The 14,343-nt window shown below is 71.2% G+C and carries 11 protein-coding genes; 3 read left to right on the plus strand and 8 right to left on the minus strand.

Annotation, left to right across the window (positions count from 1 at the left end; all coding sequences use genetic code 11):
• Positions 1-15 precede the first annotated feature (15 nt).
• Complete coding sequence (locus SVTN_RS09775; protein WP_041128722.1) at positions 16-396, minus strand: VOC family protein; 381 nt, start codon at positions 394-396, stop codon at positions 16-18.
• Between the two features lie 53 nt (positions 397-449).
• Entirely contained in the window at positions 450-815 is a 366-nt protein-coding gene (locus tag SVTN_RS09780) for a MerR family transcriptional regulator (protein WP_041128723.1), read from the minus strand.
• Positions 816-884: 69 nt separating this feature from the next.
• Between SVTN_RS09780 and SVTN_RS09785 the strand changes: the two genes are divergently transcribed.
• Complete coding sequence (locus tag SVTN_RS09785; RefSeq protein ID WP_041128724.1) at positions 885-1,781, plus strand: aldo/keto reductase; 897 nt, start codon at positions 885-887, stop codon at positions 1,779-1,781.
• On the opposite strand, the gene SVTN_RS09790 is transcribed toward SVTN_RS09785, so the two are convergent.
• Entirely contained in the window at positions 1,776-2,495 is a 720-nt protein-coding gene (locus SVTN_RS09790) for a vWA domain-containing protein (protein WP_041128725.1), read from the minus strand. The genes SVTN_RS09785 and SVTN_RS09790 overlap by 6 nt on opposite strands.
• Positions 2,496-3,071, minus strand: a complete 576-nt coding sequence (locus SVTN_RS09795; RefSeq protein ID WP_041128726.1) for a PadR family transcriptional regulator — start codon at positions 3,069-3,071, stop codon at positions 2,496-2,498. It lies immediately after the preceding gene.
• A gap of 95 nt (positions 3,072-3,166) precedes the next feature.
• Between SVTN_RS09795 and SVTN_RS09800 the strand changes: the two genes are divergently transcribed.
• Complete coding sequence (locus tag SVTN_RS09800; RefSeq protein WP_041128727.1) at positions 3,167-4,306, plus strand: LLM class flavin-dependent oxidoreductase; 1,140 nt, start codon at positions 3,167-3,169, stop codon at positions 4,304-4,306.
• 86 nt (positions 4,307-4,392) lie between these two features.
• Here the strand turns inward: SVTN_RS09800 and SVTN_RS09805 are convergent, their stop codons facing one another.
• On the minus strand, positions 4,393-4,959 hold the full coding sequence (locus SVTN_RS09805) for a TetR/AcrR family transcriptional regulator (RefSeq protein WP_041128728.1): 567 nt from the start codon (positions 4,957-4,959) through the stop codon (positions 4,393-4,395).
• A gap of 146 nt (positions 4,960-5,105) precedes the next feature.
• Between SVTN_RS09805 and SVTN_RS09810 the strand changes: the two genes are divergently transcribed.
• Positions 5,106-6,578 (plus strand): MFS transporter, encoded by a 1,473-nt coding sequence (locus SVTN_RS09810; RefSeq protein ID WP_041128729.1) that lies wholly within the window; start codon positions 5,106-5,108, stop codon positions 6,576-6,578.
• 279 nt (positions 6,579-6,857) lie between these two features.
• On the opposite strand, the gene SVTN_RS09815 is transcribed toward SVTN_RS09810, so the two are convergent.
• The 3 genes from SVTN_RS09815 to SVTN_RS09825 form a co-directional block, all read right to left on the minus strand.
• Entirely contained in the window at positions 6,858-8,318 is a 1,461-nt protein-coding gene (locus SVTN_RS09815; protein WP_041128730.1) for a glutamate synthase subunit beta, read from the minus strand.
• Positions 8,311-12,873 (minus strand): glutamate synthase large subunit, encoded by a 4,563-nt coding sequence (gene gltB, locus SVTN_RS09820; protein ID WP_041128731.1) that lies wholly within the window; start codon positions 12,871-12,873, stop codon positions 8,311-8,313. The genes SVTN_RS09815 and gltB overlap by 8 nt, the downstream gene beginning before the upstream one ends.
• Positions 12,874-13,393: 520 nt before the next feature.
• A complete protein-coding gene (locus SVTN_RS09825) occupies positions 13,394-14,122 on the minus strand; it encodes a VIT1/CCC1 transporter family protein (protein WP_041128732.1) in 729 nt (242 codons plus the stop codon).
• Positions 14,123-14,343 lie beyond the last annotated feature (221 nt).

Raw genomic sequence — 14,343 nt, forward strand, 5'->3', positions numbered from 1 at the left:
GCGGCCCGGTCGGGGTCAGGCGGTCGCCGCGCGCTCCGCCTTGCTGCGCTCCACGCAGAACTCGTTGCCCTCCGGGTCCTTCATGGTCGCCCAGCCGGTGCCGTCCGGGTTCCGGTGGTCCTCGAAGAGCGTGGCGCCGAGGCCGAGGAGCCGCTCGACCTCCTCGTCCCGGGTGCGGTCCTGCGGCTGGAGGTCGAGGTGGACGCGGTTCTTCACCGACTTCGTGTCGGGCACCTGGATGAAGAGGAGGTTCGCGCCGGGCGACTCGACCGTGGCCTCCGGGTCGCCGGGGAAGTCGTCGTCGGCGAGCTTCGCGTCGAGAACGGCGGCCCAGAAGCTCGCCAGGGCGTGGGCGTCGGCGCAGTCGATGGTCACGTGTCGTACGAGAGAAGTCATGGGTGCCATGATCGCGCGCCCCGACGACCGGGGGCCACCGAATTCCCCAACGATCAGTCCGCGGTGGCGAGTTGCCTGCCCTCGGTGACCGCGACGAGCGCGGCGAGCGAGGAGCGGGTGCCCTGGAGGTCGTGGATCTTCTCGTCGATGGCGTCGAGCCGGGCGACGAGCATCGGGTTGAGGCAGGGCTCGATCTCCGCCTCGCTGCCGCAGACGCAGTCGAGGACCTCGGCGATGACCCGGGTCGGCAGTCCGGCGCCGAGGAGGGCGCGGATGCGGCGCACGACGGCGGGGGCGTCGGGGCCGTACACCCGCTGCCCGCCGGGGGTGCGCTCCGAGTCGAGGAGGCCCTGCTCCTCGTAGTAGCGGAGCAGCCGGACGCTCACCCCGGTCTCGCGCGCCAGCTCACCGATCTTCATGTGACCCCCCTCACATCGGCCCGTCCGCGCTTGAACCTCACATCCGTGTGAGCTCCTACGGTTCCGAGCATGACGAACAACACGACTCCGTCCACTGATACGACGATATTCCAGCTCGGCGGGGACCTGCCGGTCCGGCGTGTCGGGTACGGCACGATGCGACTCGCCGACGGTCCCGGCGATCCGACCGGCCCGGAGGCCCGCATCTGGACGGCCCCGGCCGACCGGGCGGCGGCGGTGGACCTGCTCCGGACGGCCGCCGAGGCGGGCGTCACCCTCTTCGACACGGCCGACGCGTACGCCCTGGGAGCCGGCGAGGAGCTGCTCGCCGAGGCGCTGCACCCGTACGGCGACGGGGTCGCGGTGGCCACCAAGGTCGGCGTGGTCCGGCCCTCCCCCACCGAGTGGGTGCCGCTGGGCCACCCCGCCTATCTGCGCCAGCAGGCCGAGCTGGGCCTGCGCCGGCTGCGTACGGAGCGGATCGACCTCCTCTACCTCCACCGTCTGGACGAGAACGTCCCGGTCGCCGAGCAGGTCGGCGCCCTGAAGCGGCTCCAGGAGGAGGGCAAGGTCCGGCACATCGGGCTCTCGGAGGTGACGGTCGAGCAGCTCACCGAGGCCGAGGCGACGGCCCCGATCGCGGCGGTGCAGAACCTCTACAACCTGGCGACCCGCGACCACGAGCCGGTCGTCGAGCACACGGCCGGGCGCGGGATCGCGTTCGTCCCCTTCTTCCCGGTCGCCATGGGCGGGCACGCGGGTCCGGACGGTCCGGTCGCCCGGGTGGCCCGCGAGGTCGGGGCGACCCCGTCCCAGACGGCCCTGGCGTGGCTGCTCCACCGGGCCCCGCACATCCTCCCGATCCCGGGTACGTCCTCGGCGGCCCACCTGGTGGAGAACCTGGGCGCGCTCGACGTCGCGCTCACCGAGGAGCAGTTCGCCCGACTGGCCCGAGAGGTCTCATGACCGTACGACGCCCTGGGCGCGGGCCGCGGCGAGCCAGGCGGGGAACTCGGAGACGAGCCGGTCGTACAGCTCCGCGTCCGGGACCCGGCTCGGGTCCTGGCCCGCGTGGAAGAAGCCGGCATTGTCGAGGGGCCGCTTCGCCGGCACGTCCAGCTCGTCGAGCCGGCGCAGGAACTCGAACTGCCGGCTTCCGGGGTCGCCGAAGCCGATGAACTGCCAGAAGATGGGCAGCCGGGCCGCCTTGCAGACGTACCGCTCGGCGGCGAGCTTGTTGATCGGCCCTCCGTCGGTCTGGAAGACGACGAGCGCGGGGGCGGTGGAGCCGCTGTCCAGGTAGTGGTCGATGACGGCGTCCATGGCGAGGTGGTAGCTCGTCTTCCCCATGTGGCCGAGTCCGGCGACGATCCGGTCGATCCTGCCGACGTGGTCGTCGAGCCGGATGTCGGTCTCGGCGTCGATGTCGGTGGAGAAGAACACCACCGGCACCCGCCCGTCGTCGTCGAGGTGCGCGGAGAGCCCCAACACCCGGTCGGCGAGGGCCTGCACGGTGCCGTTGGCGTAATAGGGCTTCATGGAGCCCGAGTAGTCGACGACGAGGTAGACGGCGACCCGCTGCCCGCTGATCCCGTGCCGTTCGAGGGAGGCCCCGGCCTCCTTGTAGAGGCTCACGAGCGCGGGCGCGGTCTCCTCGACCTTGCGCAGGTTCAGTGCCATCTACCGCTCCCCCTCCAACTCCTCGATGTCCGCGAGCATGGCGTCGGCCAGGTCGCGTTCGGCCGTGTAGTACCGCTCGGCCCAGGCGAGGGTGAGCCGGGGGTACGCCCAGGCCTCGTCCGCCCCCGCGTCCGCCACGTCGGCCTCGGCGCGCTGCCGCATGCGCTCGGCGTACTCCCGGTGCGCGGCCAGGATCTCCCGCATCCGCTCGGGTTCGAGGAGGTGTCCGAGCCAGAGCCGCAGCATCGGCCCGTGCTTGAGGACGGGCGGGTCGAGGGGGGCCGTGCGGGCCCAGGTGCGGACGGCGTCGAGGCCTTCGTCGGTGATCCGGTAGACGCGCTTGTCGCGGGTGCCGGCCTCGGGGGCGACGAGCCGCGAGGTGGCGTAGCCGCTGTTCTCCAGGCGCTTGAGCTCGCTGTAGATCTGGCTGAAGGAAGGGCTCCAGTAGAAGAGGCCGAGGGACCGGTCGGACCACTTCTTGACGTCGTAGCCGGACAACTCCCGTCCGTGGGAGAGCAGTCCGAGCACCGCCCAGCTGGTCGCGGGAAGCCCTGGCACGCTCTCTCGGTCCACCACGGACGGAAGTCTACGGCCCTTCCCCCTGGTGACCATGCCTGCTAGAAGTATTTCGATTAGGCATAGAAGCCGGTCTTCCCCGGGAGGAGCGTCCCGTGAAGTTCTCCATGATCTTCGAAGCACAGCTCGTCGACCCGACCCCCGCCCGCGAACACCAGGTCCTCCACGACTGCGTCGAACAGGCCGTCCTCGCCGAGGAGATGGGCTTCGACCGGATCTGGGCGGTCGAGCACCACTCCCTCGTCCAGTACGCCCACATGAGCGCGTCCGAGATCTTCCTGACCTGGGTCGCGGCCCGCACCCGGACCATCCGCGTCGGCCACGGCGTCGTCACCATGCCCTTCGGCTACCAGCACCCGGTCCGGGTCGCCGAGCGCGCCGCCATGCTCGACGTGCTCTCCGGAGGCCGGGTCGACGTGGGCGCCGGCCGGGGCGCGACCCGCCAGGAGACCCGGATGTTCGGGGTGCGCCCGGAGGACACCCGCCCGCAGACCGAGGAGGCCCTGCGGATCTTCGCCTCGGCCTGGCGGGAGCCGGAGTTCGAGTGGCACGGCACCCTCGACATCGGGCCCGGCGCGGTCCTCCCCCGCCCCGTACAGACCCCGCATCCGCCGCTCTTCATGGCCTGCTCGCAGCACGACTCCCTCCGGCAGGCCGCCGAACTCGGCATCGGCGCCCTGGTGATGGGCTTCGCGGGCGCCGAGGACGTGCGGGCGATGCGCGCGGTGTACGACCAGGCCCTCGCCTCCAGGGACGGCTCCCGGTTCGTCTCCACGGAGGTCAACGACCACTTCTCCGCCCTCTGCCCGACGATCGTCCTCGACGACGCCGCCCGCGCGCTCCGGCTCGGCACCCGGGGCCAGCGCTTCTTCGCCGAGTCGATCGCCCACTGGTACGGCGGCGCGCCCGCCCCGACGGGCTACGCGGAGGACGAGGACCACAGCGGGGCGCTCGACGAGCAGCGGCAGAAGCTGATCGCCCGCCTGCACGAGGCGGACATCCCCGCCCGCCCGGTCGACACGGGCACGTACAACACCGACCACGCCTACGGGGACGCGGCGACGGCGATCGCCTACGTCGAGCGGCTCCGGGAGATCGGCGTGGACGAGGTGATGTGCCTGATCCAGATGGGCACGGTGCCGCAGGAGGTCTGTCTGGAGACGATCCGGCAGTGGGGCGAGCACGTCATCCCGCACTTCCGCGCACCGCGGGCGTCCGCACCGGGCTCCGCCTGAGACCGCACCCTCGGACGCGTGTCGGCGAGCGCCTCACGGAGCCCCGGCACCGCGTCCGAGGGTCGATCGCGGGAACCGGGTCGAGGTCACAGCAGTCGGTCGACCAGCCCGTCGACCCAGTCCGGGGCGAGCGGGACCATGCCGAACAGGACGCGGATGTACATCGGGGCCATGATGTGGTCCAGCACGTCGGACGCGTCGAGTGCGCACTCGCCGCGTTCGCGGGCACGATCGAGCATGGCCTGCAGCTGCCGGGTGCGTTCGGCGCGGAGGGCCTCAGCCGCCTGCAGGCCCTCCGGACCGTTGCTCGACAGGGCGACGGCCAGGCGCACCACCGCCAGACCGTCGGGTCCGGTGATCTCGCGGGCGACCTGGGCCGCGTACGTGCGCAGGTCGCCGGCCAGGCTCCCGGTGTCGGGCATCGGCGACCGCGCGTTGAGGCGGGCGAGCGTCACGTCGGTGAGCAGGGCCTCCAGGCTGCCCCACCGGCGGTAGATGCTGCTGTCGGCCACGCCCGCGCGGGCCGCGACCTCGCCGACGGTGAAGTTGCCGTGGCCGCGCTCGCTGATCAGGTCGGTGACGGCCTGGTGCACCTGCGCGCCGACGCGGGCGCTGCGCCCTCCGGGCCGCCGGGCTCGCTCTCGCTCGTTCATGCCCCCACCTTAACGCAGCCGGAACTTGCGTTTGTGAGGCGACCCTCCCTACAGTCACCTAACGCAGCCACCGACTGCTTTAGAGCATTCAGGGGGCTGACCGCGCCGGCACGGAGAGGCGCGACCGACGACGGAGAGGAATCCCCATGGCTGCATCGGCCGCGGTCTCAGGCAGTGGACGAAACCGGGCCGTGCTGCTCGCGGTGACCTGCCTGGGCCAGTTCATGGTCCTGCTCGACAACACGATCGTCGGAGCGGCGCTGCCCGACATGCAGCACCGGCTGCACACTCGACTGACCGGTCTGCAATGGATCGTCGACGCGTACGTCCTGCTGGTCGCCATGCTGCTGCTGTCGGGCGGTGTCTTCGCCGACCGGTTCGGCCGCAAGCGGGTGTACCTGACCGGCGTGGTGGTGTTCACCGCCGCGTCGGCGCTGTGCAGCCTCGCGCCCTCGCTCGGCTGGCTGGTCGTCGGCCGGGTGCTGCAGGGCATCGGGGCCGCGGCGCTGAGCCCTGCCTCGCTCGCCCTGCTCGCCGCCGCCCACCCCGTACCGCAAGAACGGATGAAGGCGATCGGGCTGTGGGCCGGACTCAGCGGAATCGGCCTGGCCGCGGGCCCCGTGGCCGGCGGAGTGCTGACGGACGCCTTCGGCTGGCCCGCCATCTTCCTGGTCAACCTGCCCATCGGCGTGGTCCTTCTGCTGGTCGGTCTGCGCAGCCTCGATGAGACCCGCAATCCGGGCGCCCCCGCGATCGACGTCCCGGGGACGGTGCTGTCCGTTCTCGGGGTGGGGGTGCTGACCTACGGGCTGATCGAGGGTGGTGCCCGCGGCTGGACGTCACCGGTGATCCTGGGAAGCTTCGCCGCCGCGGTGGTCCTCCTCGCCGCCTTCGTCGCCGTCGAAGCGCGTCGCTCCGCACCGGTGCTGCCGCTGCGGCTGTTCCGCCGGCGCCTGTTCACCGTGTCCAACACCGCCATGGTCGTGGTGGGGTTCGCGCTCATGGGCTCGTCGTTCTTCTTCTCCCAGTTCTTCGTGTACGTCCAGGGCAGCTCGATCCTGCGCGCCGGCCTGCAGACCCTGCCGCTGTCCCTCGCCATGGTGATCGTCAGCCCGTACGCGGGCCGGCTCGCCGCCCGGTACGGCTTCCGCGTCGTGGTCACCACCGGCCTGGCCCTGGCCGGCCTGGGGCTGCTCGCGCTCGGCACGGTGCACGCCGACACCGGCTACGGGAACGTGTGGTGGCGGCTGGGAGTCGTCGGCACCGGCTTCGCCCTGACCATGTCCCCCCTGACGGGAGCTGCCATCCAGGCGGTCAGCCCGCAGGAAGGCGGCCTCGCCTCGGGCATCAGCAGCACCACCCGGCAGATCGGTGCGGTGCTCGGCGTGGCGGTGCTCGGGGCAGTCGTCCGCGCCCGGGAATCCGGCGGCGCCTCCTTCGGGGCCGGCCTCGACAGCGCCTTCGTCGCGGCCGGTGCCATCACCTTGGCCACCGCCGTGTTCACCGGCCTGTGGCTGGCGAGGTCCAAGCCCGCGGAAGACTCCGCGGGCTTGGGACGTTCCACCGCCCCGGATGCGGTCACCACCTCGGACAGGGCGTCCGCGAACAGCCCGAACTAGACCAGGAGCCTCCCCGTCGTCGTCGGCCGCGGTGAGCGCGTCCTCTCCCCGCGGGACACGCCCCGCACCGACGAACACGCGGAAGCGCCCATCGGCCGGGACCCTTCGACCGTGCGGCAGCCCAACGCGCACCGACGGGCACCGGCATCTCCCCCGACGGACCTTCGCGCACCCGCACCACACGCGCCGCAGCGCCCACCCAGTCGTCCGGTCGGGGACATTCGGGGGGCGCTGCGCTCAGTTCCGTACGTCGTTGTACGGGACGTTCTCGGGGGCCGGTCAGACCGTCAGGGCACGGTCCGTCGGGCGGATCGGGGCCGGCAGGGAGCTGGCTCCGGTCAGGTAGCGGTCCACGCCGCGGGCGGCGGAGCGGCCCTCGGCGATGGCCCAGACGATGAGGGACTGGCCGCGGCCGGCGTCACCGGCGACGAACACGCCGTCGACGTTGGTGGCGAAGTCCGCGTCGCGGGCGATGTTGCCCCGCTCGTCGAGCTCCAGGCCGAACTGGGCGACCAGGCCGTTCTCCACGTCCGTGCCGGTGAAGCCCATCGCGAGCGTGACCAGCTGGGCGGGGATCTTGCGCTCCGTGCCCGGCTTCTGGGTCAGCTTGCCGTCGACGAACTCGACCTCGACGAGGTGGAGGAACTGGACGTTGCCGTCCTCGTCGCCCTCGAAGTGGGTGGTGGAGACGGAGTAGACCCGCTCGCCGCCCTCCTCGTGCGCCGAGGTGACCTTGTAGAGCATGGGGAAGGTCGGCCAGGGCTGGCCGGCGTTCCGCTCGTCGCCCGGCTTCGGCATGATCTCCAGCTGCGTGACCGAGGCCGCGCCCTGGCGGTGTGCCGTGCCGACGCAGTCCGCGCCGGTGTCGCCGCCGCCGATGACGACGACGTGCTTGCCCTCGGCGGTGATCGGCGGGGCCACGAAGTCGCCCTCGACGACCTTGTTGGCGAGCGGCAGGTACTCCATCGCCTGGTGGATGCCGTTCAGCTCCCGGCCCGGGACGGGCAGGTCGCGGGCGGTGGTGGCGCCGGCGGCGATGACGACCGCGTCGTACCGGTTGCGCAGCGCCGTCGCCGGCATGTCGCGGCCGATCTCGACGCCGGTGCGGAACTTGGTGCCCTCCGCGCGCATCTGCTCGATGCGGCGGTTGATGTGCCGCTTCTCCATCTTGAACTCGGGGATGCCGTAGCGGAGGAGGCCTCCGATGCGGTCCGCGCGCTCGTAGACGGCGACGGTGTGGCCGGCCCGGGTCAGCTGCTGGGCGGCGGCCAGACCGGCCGGTCCCGAGCCGATGACGGCGACGGTCTTGCCGGAGAGGCGGTCGGGCGCCTGCGGCTTGACGTCGTTGGCGTCCCAGGCCTTGTCGATGATGGAGACTTCGACGTTCTTGATGGTGACGGCCGGCTGGTTGATGCCGAGCACGCACGCCGACTCACACGGAGCCGGGCACAGGCGGCCGGTGAACTCCGGGAAGTTGTTGGTGGCGTGCAGGCGCTCCTGCGCCGCCGACCAGTCCTCGCGGTAGGCGTAGTCGTTCCACTCGGGGATCAGGTTCCCGAGGGGACAGCCGTTGTGGCAGAACGGGATGCCGCAGTCCATGCAGCGGCCGGCCTGCTTGCTGATGATCGGGAGCAGGGATCCGGGGACGTAGACCTCGTTCCAGTCCCTGACGCGCTCGCCCACCGGTCGGGTCTGGGCGACTTCACGCCCGGTGGTCAGGAAGCCCTTGGGGTCAGCCATGGGACGCAGCCTCCATCATCTTCTCGGTGGTCTCGGTCTCGGAGAGACCGGCGAGCTCAGCGGCGTCCTTGGCGGCGAGCACTGCCTTGTACGTGGTGGGGATGATCTTGCTGAACCGGGCCGCCGCGGCGTCCCAGTCGGCGAGGAGCTTCTCGGCGACCGTGGAGCCGGTCTCCTCGAAGTGGCGGCGCACGACGTCGTGCAGCCAGGTCCTGTCGGTGTCCGACAGGGCCTCGATCGCCTCCAGGTTCCCGGAGTTGACGTTGTCCCGGTCGAGGTCGATCACGTAGGCGACACCGCCCGACATGCCGGCCGCGAAGTTGCGGCCGGTCTCGCCGAGGACGACCGCCGTGCCACCGGTCATGTACTCGCAGCCGTGGTCGCCCACGCCCTCCGAGACGACCAGGGCGCCGGAGTTGCGGACGCAGAAGCGCTCGCCGGTGCGGCCGCGGAGGAACAGCTCGCCGCCGGTGGCGCCGTAGCCGATCGTGTTGCCCGCGATGGTCGAGTACTCGGCCAGGTGGTCGGCGCCCCGGTCCGGGCGGACGATGACGCGGCCGCCGGAGAGGCCCTTGCCGACGTAGTCGTTGGCGTCGCCCTCCAGGCGGAGGGTGACACCGGCCGGCAGGAAGGCGCCGAAGGACTGGCCCGCGGAACCGGTGAAGGTGATGTCGATGGTGTCGGCCGGGAGGCCGGCGCCGCCGAACTTCTTCGTCACCTGGTGGCCGAGCATGGTGCCGACGGTCCGGTTGATGTTCCGGATCGGGACCTGGGCGCGGACCGGCTGGGCCTCCTCGGCGGAGGCGGCGTTCAGGGCCTCGGCGGCGAGCTCGATCAGCTCGTTGTCGAGGGCCTTCTCCAGGCCGTGGTCCTGCTCGACCAGGGCGTGGCGGGCCGCGCCCTCGGGCAGCTCCGGCACGTAGAAGAGCGGGGCCAGGTCGAGGCCCTGCGCCTTCCAGTGCGTGACCGCGCGGCTGGTGTCGAGCAGCTCGGCGTGGCCGACGGCCTCTTCGAGGGTGCGGAAGCCCAGCTCGGCGAGGAGCTCGCGGACCTCCTCGGCGATGAACTCGAAGAAGTTGACGACGAACTCGGGCTTGCCGGAGAAGCGGTCGCGCAGGACCGGGTTCTGGGTGGCGATGCCGACCGGGCAGGTGTCCAGGTGGCAGACGCGCATCATGACGCAGCCGGAGACGACGAGCGGCGCGGTCGCGAAACCGAACTCCTCGGCGCCGAGCAGCGCGGCGATGACCACGTCGCGGCCGGTCTTCAGCTGGCCGTCGGTCTGGACGACGATCCGGTCGCGCAGGCCGTTGAGCAGCAGCGTCTGCTGGGTCTCGGCGAGGCCGAGCTCCCAGGGGCCGCCCGCGTGCTTCAGGGAGGTCAGCGGGGAGGCGCCCGTACCGCCGTCGTGGCCGGAGATGAGGACGACGTCCGCGTGGGCCTTGGAGACACCGGCGGCGACCGTGCCGACGCCGACCTCGGAGACCAGCTTCACGTGGATGCGGGCGACCGGGTTGGCGTTCTTGAGGTCGTGGATCAGCTGGGCCAGGTCCTCGATGGAGTAGATGTCGTGGTGCGGCGGCGGCGAGATGAGGCCGACGCCCGGCGTCGAGTGACGCGTCTTGGCGACCCACGGGTAGACCTTGTGGCCGGGCAGCTGGCCGCCCTCGCCGGGCTTGGCGCCCTGGGCCATCTTGATCTGGATGTCGTCCGCGTTGACCAGGTACTCGCTGGTGACGCCGAAGCGGCCGGAGGCGACCTGCTTGATCGCGGAGCGGCGCGCCGGGTCGTACAGGCGCTCCGGGTCCTCGCCGCCCTCACCGGTGTTGGACTTGGCGCCCAGCTGGTTCATGGCGATCGCGAGCGTCTCGTGCGCCTCGCGGGAGATGGAGCCGTACGACATGGCGCCGGTGGAGAAGCGCTTGACGATCTCGGAGACCGGCTCGACCTCGTCGATGGAGATCGGGGTGCGGCCCTCGGTGGCGAAGCCGAAGAGTCCGCGGAGCGTCATGAGGCGCTCGGACTGCTCGTTCACCCGGTCCGTGTACTTCTTGAAGATGTCGTACCGCTTGGTGCGCGTGGCGTGCTGCAGGCGGAAGACGGTCTCCGGGTCGAACAGGTGCGGCTCGCCCTCGCGGCGCCACTGGTACTCGCCGCCGATCTCCAGGGCCCGGTGCGCCGAGGGGACGCCGGAGACGGGGTACGCCTTGGCGTGGCGGGCGGCGACCTCCTTGGCGACGACGTCGAGGCCGGCGCCGCCGATCTTGGTGGCCGTGCCGTTGAAGTACGTGGCGACGAAGCTCTCTTCGAGGCCGACGGCCTCGAAGACCTGGGCGCCGCGGTAGGAGGCGACGGTGGAGATGCCCATCTTGGACATGACCTTGAGGACGCCCTTGCCGAGCGCGTAGATCAGGTTCCGGATGGCCTGCTCGGGCTCCAGGCCCTCGATGAAGGTGCCGGCGCGGACCAGGTCCTCGACGGACTCCATCGCCAGGTACGGGTTGACCGCCGCGGCGCCGTAGCCGATGAGCAGGGCGACGTGGTGGACCTCGCGGACGTCGCCGGCCTCGACCAGCAGGCCCACCTTGGTGCGCTGCTTGGTGCGGATGAGGTGGTGGTGGACGGCCGCGGTGAGCAGCAGCGAGGGGATCGGCGCGTGCTCGGCGTCGGAGTGCCGGTCGGAGAGCACGATCAGGCGGGCGCCGCCCTCGATGGCGGTGTCGGCCTCGGCGCAGATGGCCTCGATGCGGGCGGCGAGGGCCTCGCCGCCGCCGGAGACCCGGTAGAGGCCGGAGAGGGTCGCGGCCTTCATGCCGGGCATGTCGCCGTCGGCGTTGATGTGGATGAGCTTGGCCAGCTCGTCGTTGTCGATCACCGGGAAGGGCAGGGTGACGCTGCGACACGACACGGCGGTCGGCTCGAGCAGGTTGCCCTGGGGACCGAGCGAGGAGCGCAGCGAGGTCACCAGCTCTTCGCGGATGGCGTCGAGCGGCGGGTTCGTGACCTGCGCGAAGAGCTGCGTGAAGTAGTCGAAGAGCAGCCGCGGGCGGGCGGAAAGGGCCGCGATCGGCGAGTCCGTGCCCATGGAGCCGAGGGGCTCGCCGCCGGTGCGGGCCATCGGCGCGAGGATGACGCGGAGCTCTTCCTCGGTGTAGCCGAAGGTCTGCTGGCGGCGGGTGACCGAGGCGTGGGTGTGCACGATGTGCTCGCGCTCGGGGAGGTCGGAGAGCTCGATCTCGCCGGTCTCCAGCCACTCCTCGTAGGGGTGCTCGGCGGCGAGGGCGGCCTTGATCTCGTCGTCCTCGACGATGCGGTGCTCGGCGGTGTCGACGAGGAACATCTTGCCGGGCTGGAGGCGGCCCTTGCGGACGACCTTGGCGGGGTCGATGTCGAGGACGCCGACCTCGGAGGAGAGGACGACGAGGCCCTCGTCGGTGACCCAGTAGCGGCCGGGGCGCAGACCGTTGCGGTCGAGGACCGCGCCGACCTGGACGCCGTCGGTGAAGGTGACGCAGGCCGGGCCGTCCCAGGGCTCCATCATCGTGGAGTGGTACTGGTAGAAGGCGCGGCGGGCCGGGTCCATGGTCTCGTGGTTCTCCCACGCCTCCGGGACCATCATCAGGACCGCGTGCGGCAGGGAGCGGCCGCCGAGGTGGAGGAGCTCCAGGACCTCGTCGAAGGAGGCCGAGTCGGAGGCGTCCGGGGTGCAGATCGGGAAGATCCGCTCCAGGGAGCCCTCGCCGAAGACGGTGGAGTCGAGCTGCGCCTCGCGGGCGGTCATCCAGTTCCGGTTGCCCTTGACGGTGTTGATCTCACCGTTGTGGGCGACGAAGCGGTACGGGTGGGCCAGCGGCCAGCTCGGGAAGGTGTTGGTGGAGAACCGGGAGTGGACCAGGGCCACGGCGGTGGCGCAGCGGCGGTCCGACAGGTCCGGGAAGAAGGGCTCCAGCTGGCCGGTGGTCAGCATGCCCTTGTAGACGATGGTGCGGGCGGAGAGCGACGGGAAGTACGTCGCGGCCTCGCGCTCGGCGCGCTTGCGCAGCACGAAGGCCTTGCGGTCGAGCGCGATGCCCGTGTGCTCGCCGTCGGCGACGAAGAGCTGGCGGAAGACCGGCATGGTGGCGCGGGCGGAGGCGCCGAGCAGCTCGGGGGCGACGGGGACCTCGCGCCAGCCGAGGACGGTGAGGCCCTCTTCGGCGGCGATCGTCTCGATCTTCGCGGCGGTCTCGTCGGTGCCGTCCTCGGGGAGGAAGGCGATGCCGACGGCGTAGGCGCCGGCCTCGGGGAGCGCGAATCCGGCGACCTCACGGAGGAAGGCGTCCGGGACCTGGAGCAGGATGCCGGCGCCGTCGCCGGAGTCGGGCTCGGAGCCGGTGGCGCCGCGGTGTTCGAGGTTGCGCAGTACGGTCAGCGCCTGCTCGACCAGCGCGTGGCTGGCTACACCGGTGAGGGTGGCCACGAACCCGACACCGCAGGCGTCGTGTTCGTTACGGGGGTCGTACATCCCCTGCGGAGCGGGGCGACCGTCCATGGGCGACCAGGCGTCGGAACGCATCGGCTCTCCCGTCGTCGTCGTGGCATATGCAACTGCCGAGGGACGACGTTGGCCCTCCGCGAAATTTCGTGCAGGTTACATGATGGCTGGCTTCTCGCGAAGTGGATAGCTCATTCCAGCATGCGGACATCACCGATACGGAGCGGTGGTGTGGGTTCACCTGTGGGGTGCGGCGACAGAGGCTGTCCCGCGGGGACGGATCGAGGGCCCGGAGGATCTTCGGGTCTCCGGTGACCCGCCACTGAGAGTGGGCTTCATTGCCCGATGACGCTCAGGCCTCTTTCCCGTTGGTCACGGGTTCGAAACCGCCGGGTAACCGGCTACATATGTGACGTCCTGCATAGTGTCTCATCGCCACGGTGGAATGGACCAGGGATATACGTCACAGCCGCTCCGTGGCCTATGTCCAGAAAAGGGACCCCGAAATGACTGAGAGGCCCCTTTTGAGGGCCTCTCGGTCTTGTGCGGCGGTACGGAATCCGTACCGCCGAAGTACGAAATCCGTACCGGTTCCGCCGGGCTACAACGCGGCCCCGAAGAGCATGCCGAGCCCGTACGTGACGGCCGCGGCGGCACCGCCCAGGACGAGCTGGCGCATGCCGCTGAAGAGCCAGCCGCGGGCGGTCACCCGGGCCACCAGGGCGCCGCAGGCGAAGAGCCCGAGGAGCGCGAGCAGCACGGCGGGCCAGAGCGCGGTCGCCCCGAGCAGGTACGGCAGGACGGGGAGGAGCGCGCCGAGCGCGAAGGAGCCGAAGGAGGAGACGGCGGCGACCAGCGGCGACGGCAGGTCGTCCGGGTCGATGCCGAGCTCCTCGCGGGCGTGGATCTCCAGGGCCTGCTCGGGGTCCTTCGACAGCTGCATCGCGACCTCGCGGGCGAGCGCGGGCTCGACACCGCGGGAGACGTAGAGCGCGGCGAGCTCCTCCATCTCGTCGATCGGGTGCTTGCGCAACTGACGGCGCTCGACGTCCAGTTCCGCCTGGACGAGCTCGCGCTGCGAGGCGACGGAGGTGTACTCGCCGGCCGCCATGGAGAACGCGCCGGCCGCGAGACCCGCGAGGCCGGTGATGACGACGGTCCCCGAGGAGACCGCGCCACCGGCGACACCGGTCATCAGGGCGAGGTTGGAGACGAGTCCGTCCATCGCGCCGAACACCGCCGGGCGCAGCCAACCGCCGTTCACGTCGCGGTGCGTGTGGTTGTCGCGGTGGGCCTCGTGCAGTGGCGCCTGGGCTTCGATGATGGACATGGTTCTCCCCTCGTTCCGGCGGGCCGGGATGCACCCGCCGCCCCCAACACGTCGAAAATACGCCCGATGTAAGGGGCGCGCCAGCAAGGTAGGCCGTACTTACTAAGGCCCGCCTCAGTGAGGGCAACCCAACCTGGCGAGGTGTCAGCCGGGTGACAGAGACGTTTCTTCGGCGAGTTCGCGGCCCGTGGTGGCACAGATCCAGGCATCGGGGCGCCGCC

The organism is Streptomyces vietnamensis (genome assembly GCF_000830005.1).
In the GTDB taxonomy this organism is placed as follows: Bacteria; Actinomycetota; Actinomycetes; order Streptomycetales; family Streptomycetaceae; genus Streptomyces; species Streptomyces vietnamensis.

Bases quoted from the DNA above. Each gene is read 5' to 3' on its own strand.
- SVTN_RS09810 (WP_041128729.1), top strand. From the start codon at position 5,106: ATGGCTGCATCGGCCGCGGTCTCAGGCAGTGGACGAAACCGGGCCGTG.
- SVTN_RS09790 (WP_041128725.1), bottom strand. From the start codon at position 2,495: ATGGCACTGAACCTGCGCAAGGTCGAGGAGACCGCGCCCGCGCTCGTG.
- SVTN_RS09780 (WP_041128723.1), bottom strand. From the start codon at position 815: ATGAAGATCGGTGAGCTGGCGCGCGAGACCGGGGTGAGCGTCCGGCTG.
- SVTN_RS09775 (WP_041128722.1), bottom strand. From the start codon at position 396: ATGACTTCTCTCGTACGACACGTGACCATCGACTGCGCCGACGCCCAC.
- SVTN_RS09815 (WP_041128730.1), bottom strand. From the start codon at position 8,318: ATGGCTGACCCCAAGGGCTTCCTGACCACCGGGCGTGAAGTCGCCCAG.
- gltB (WP_041128731.1), bottom strand. From the start codon at position 12,873: ATGCGTTCCGACGCCTGGTCGCCCATGGACGGTCGCCCCGCTCCGCAG.
- SVTN_RS09785 (WP_041128724.1), top strand. From the start codon at position 885: ATGACGAACAACACGACTCCGTCCACTGATACGACGATATTCCAGCTC.
- SVTN_RS09825 (WP_041128732.1), bottom strand. From the start codon at position 14,122: ATGTCCATCATCGAAGCCCAGGCGCCACTGCACGAGGCCCACCGCGAC.
- SVTN_RS09805 (WP_041128728.1), bottom strand. From the start codon at position 4,959: ATGAACGAGCGAGAGCGAGCCCGGCGGCCCGGAGGGCGCAGCGCCCGC.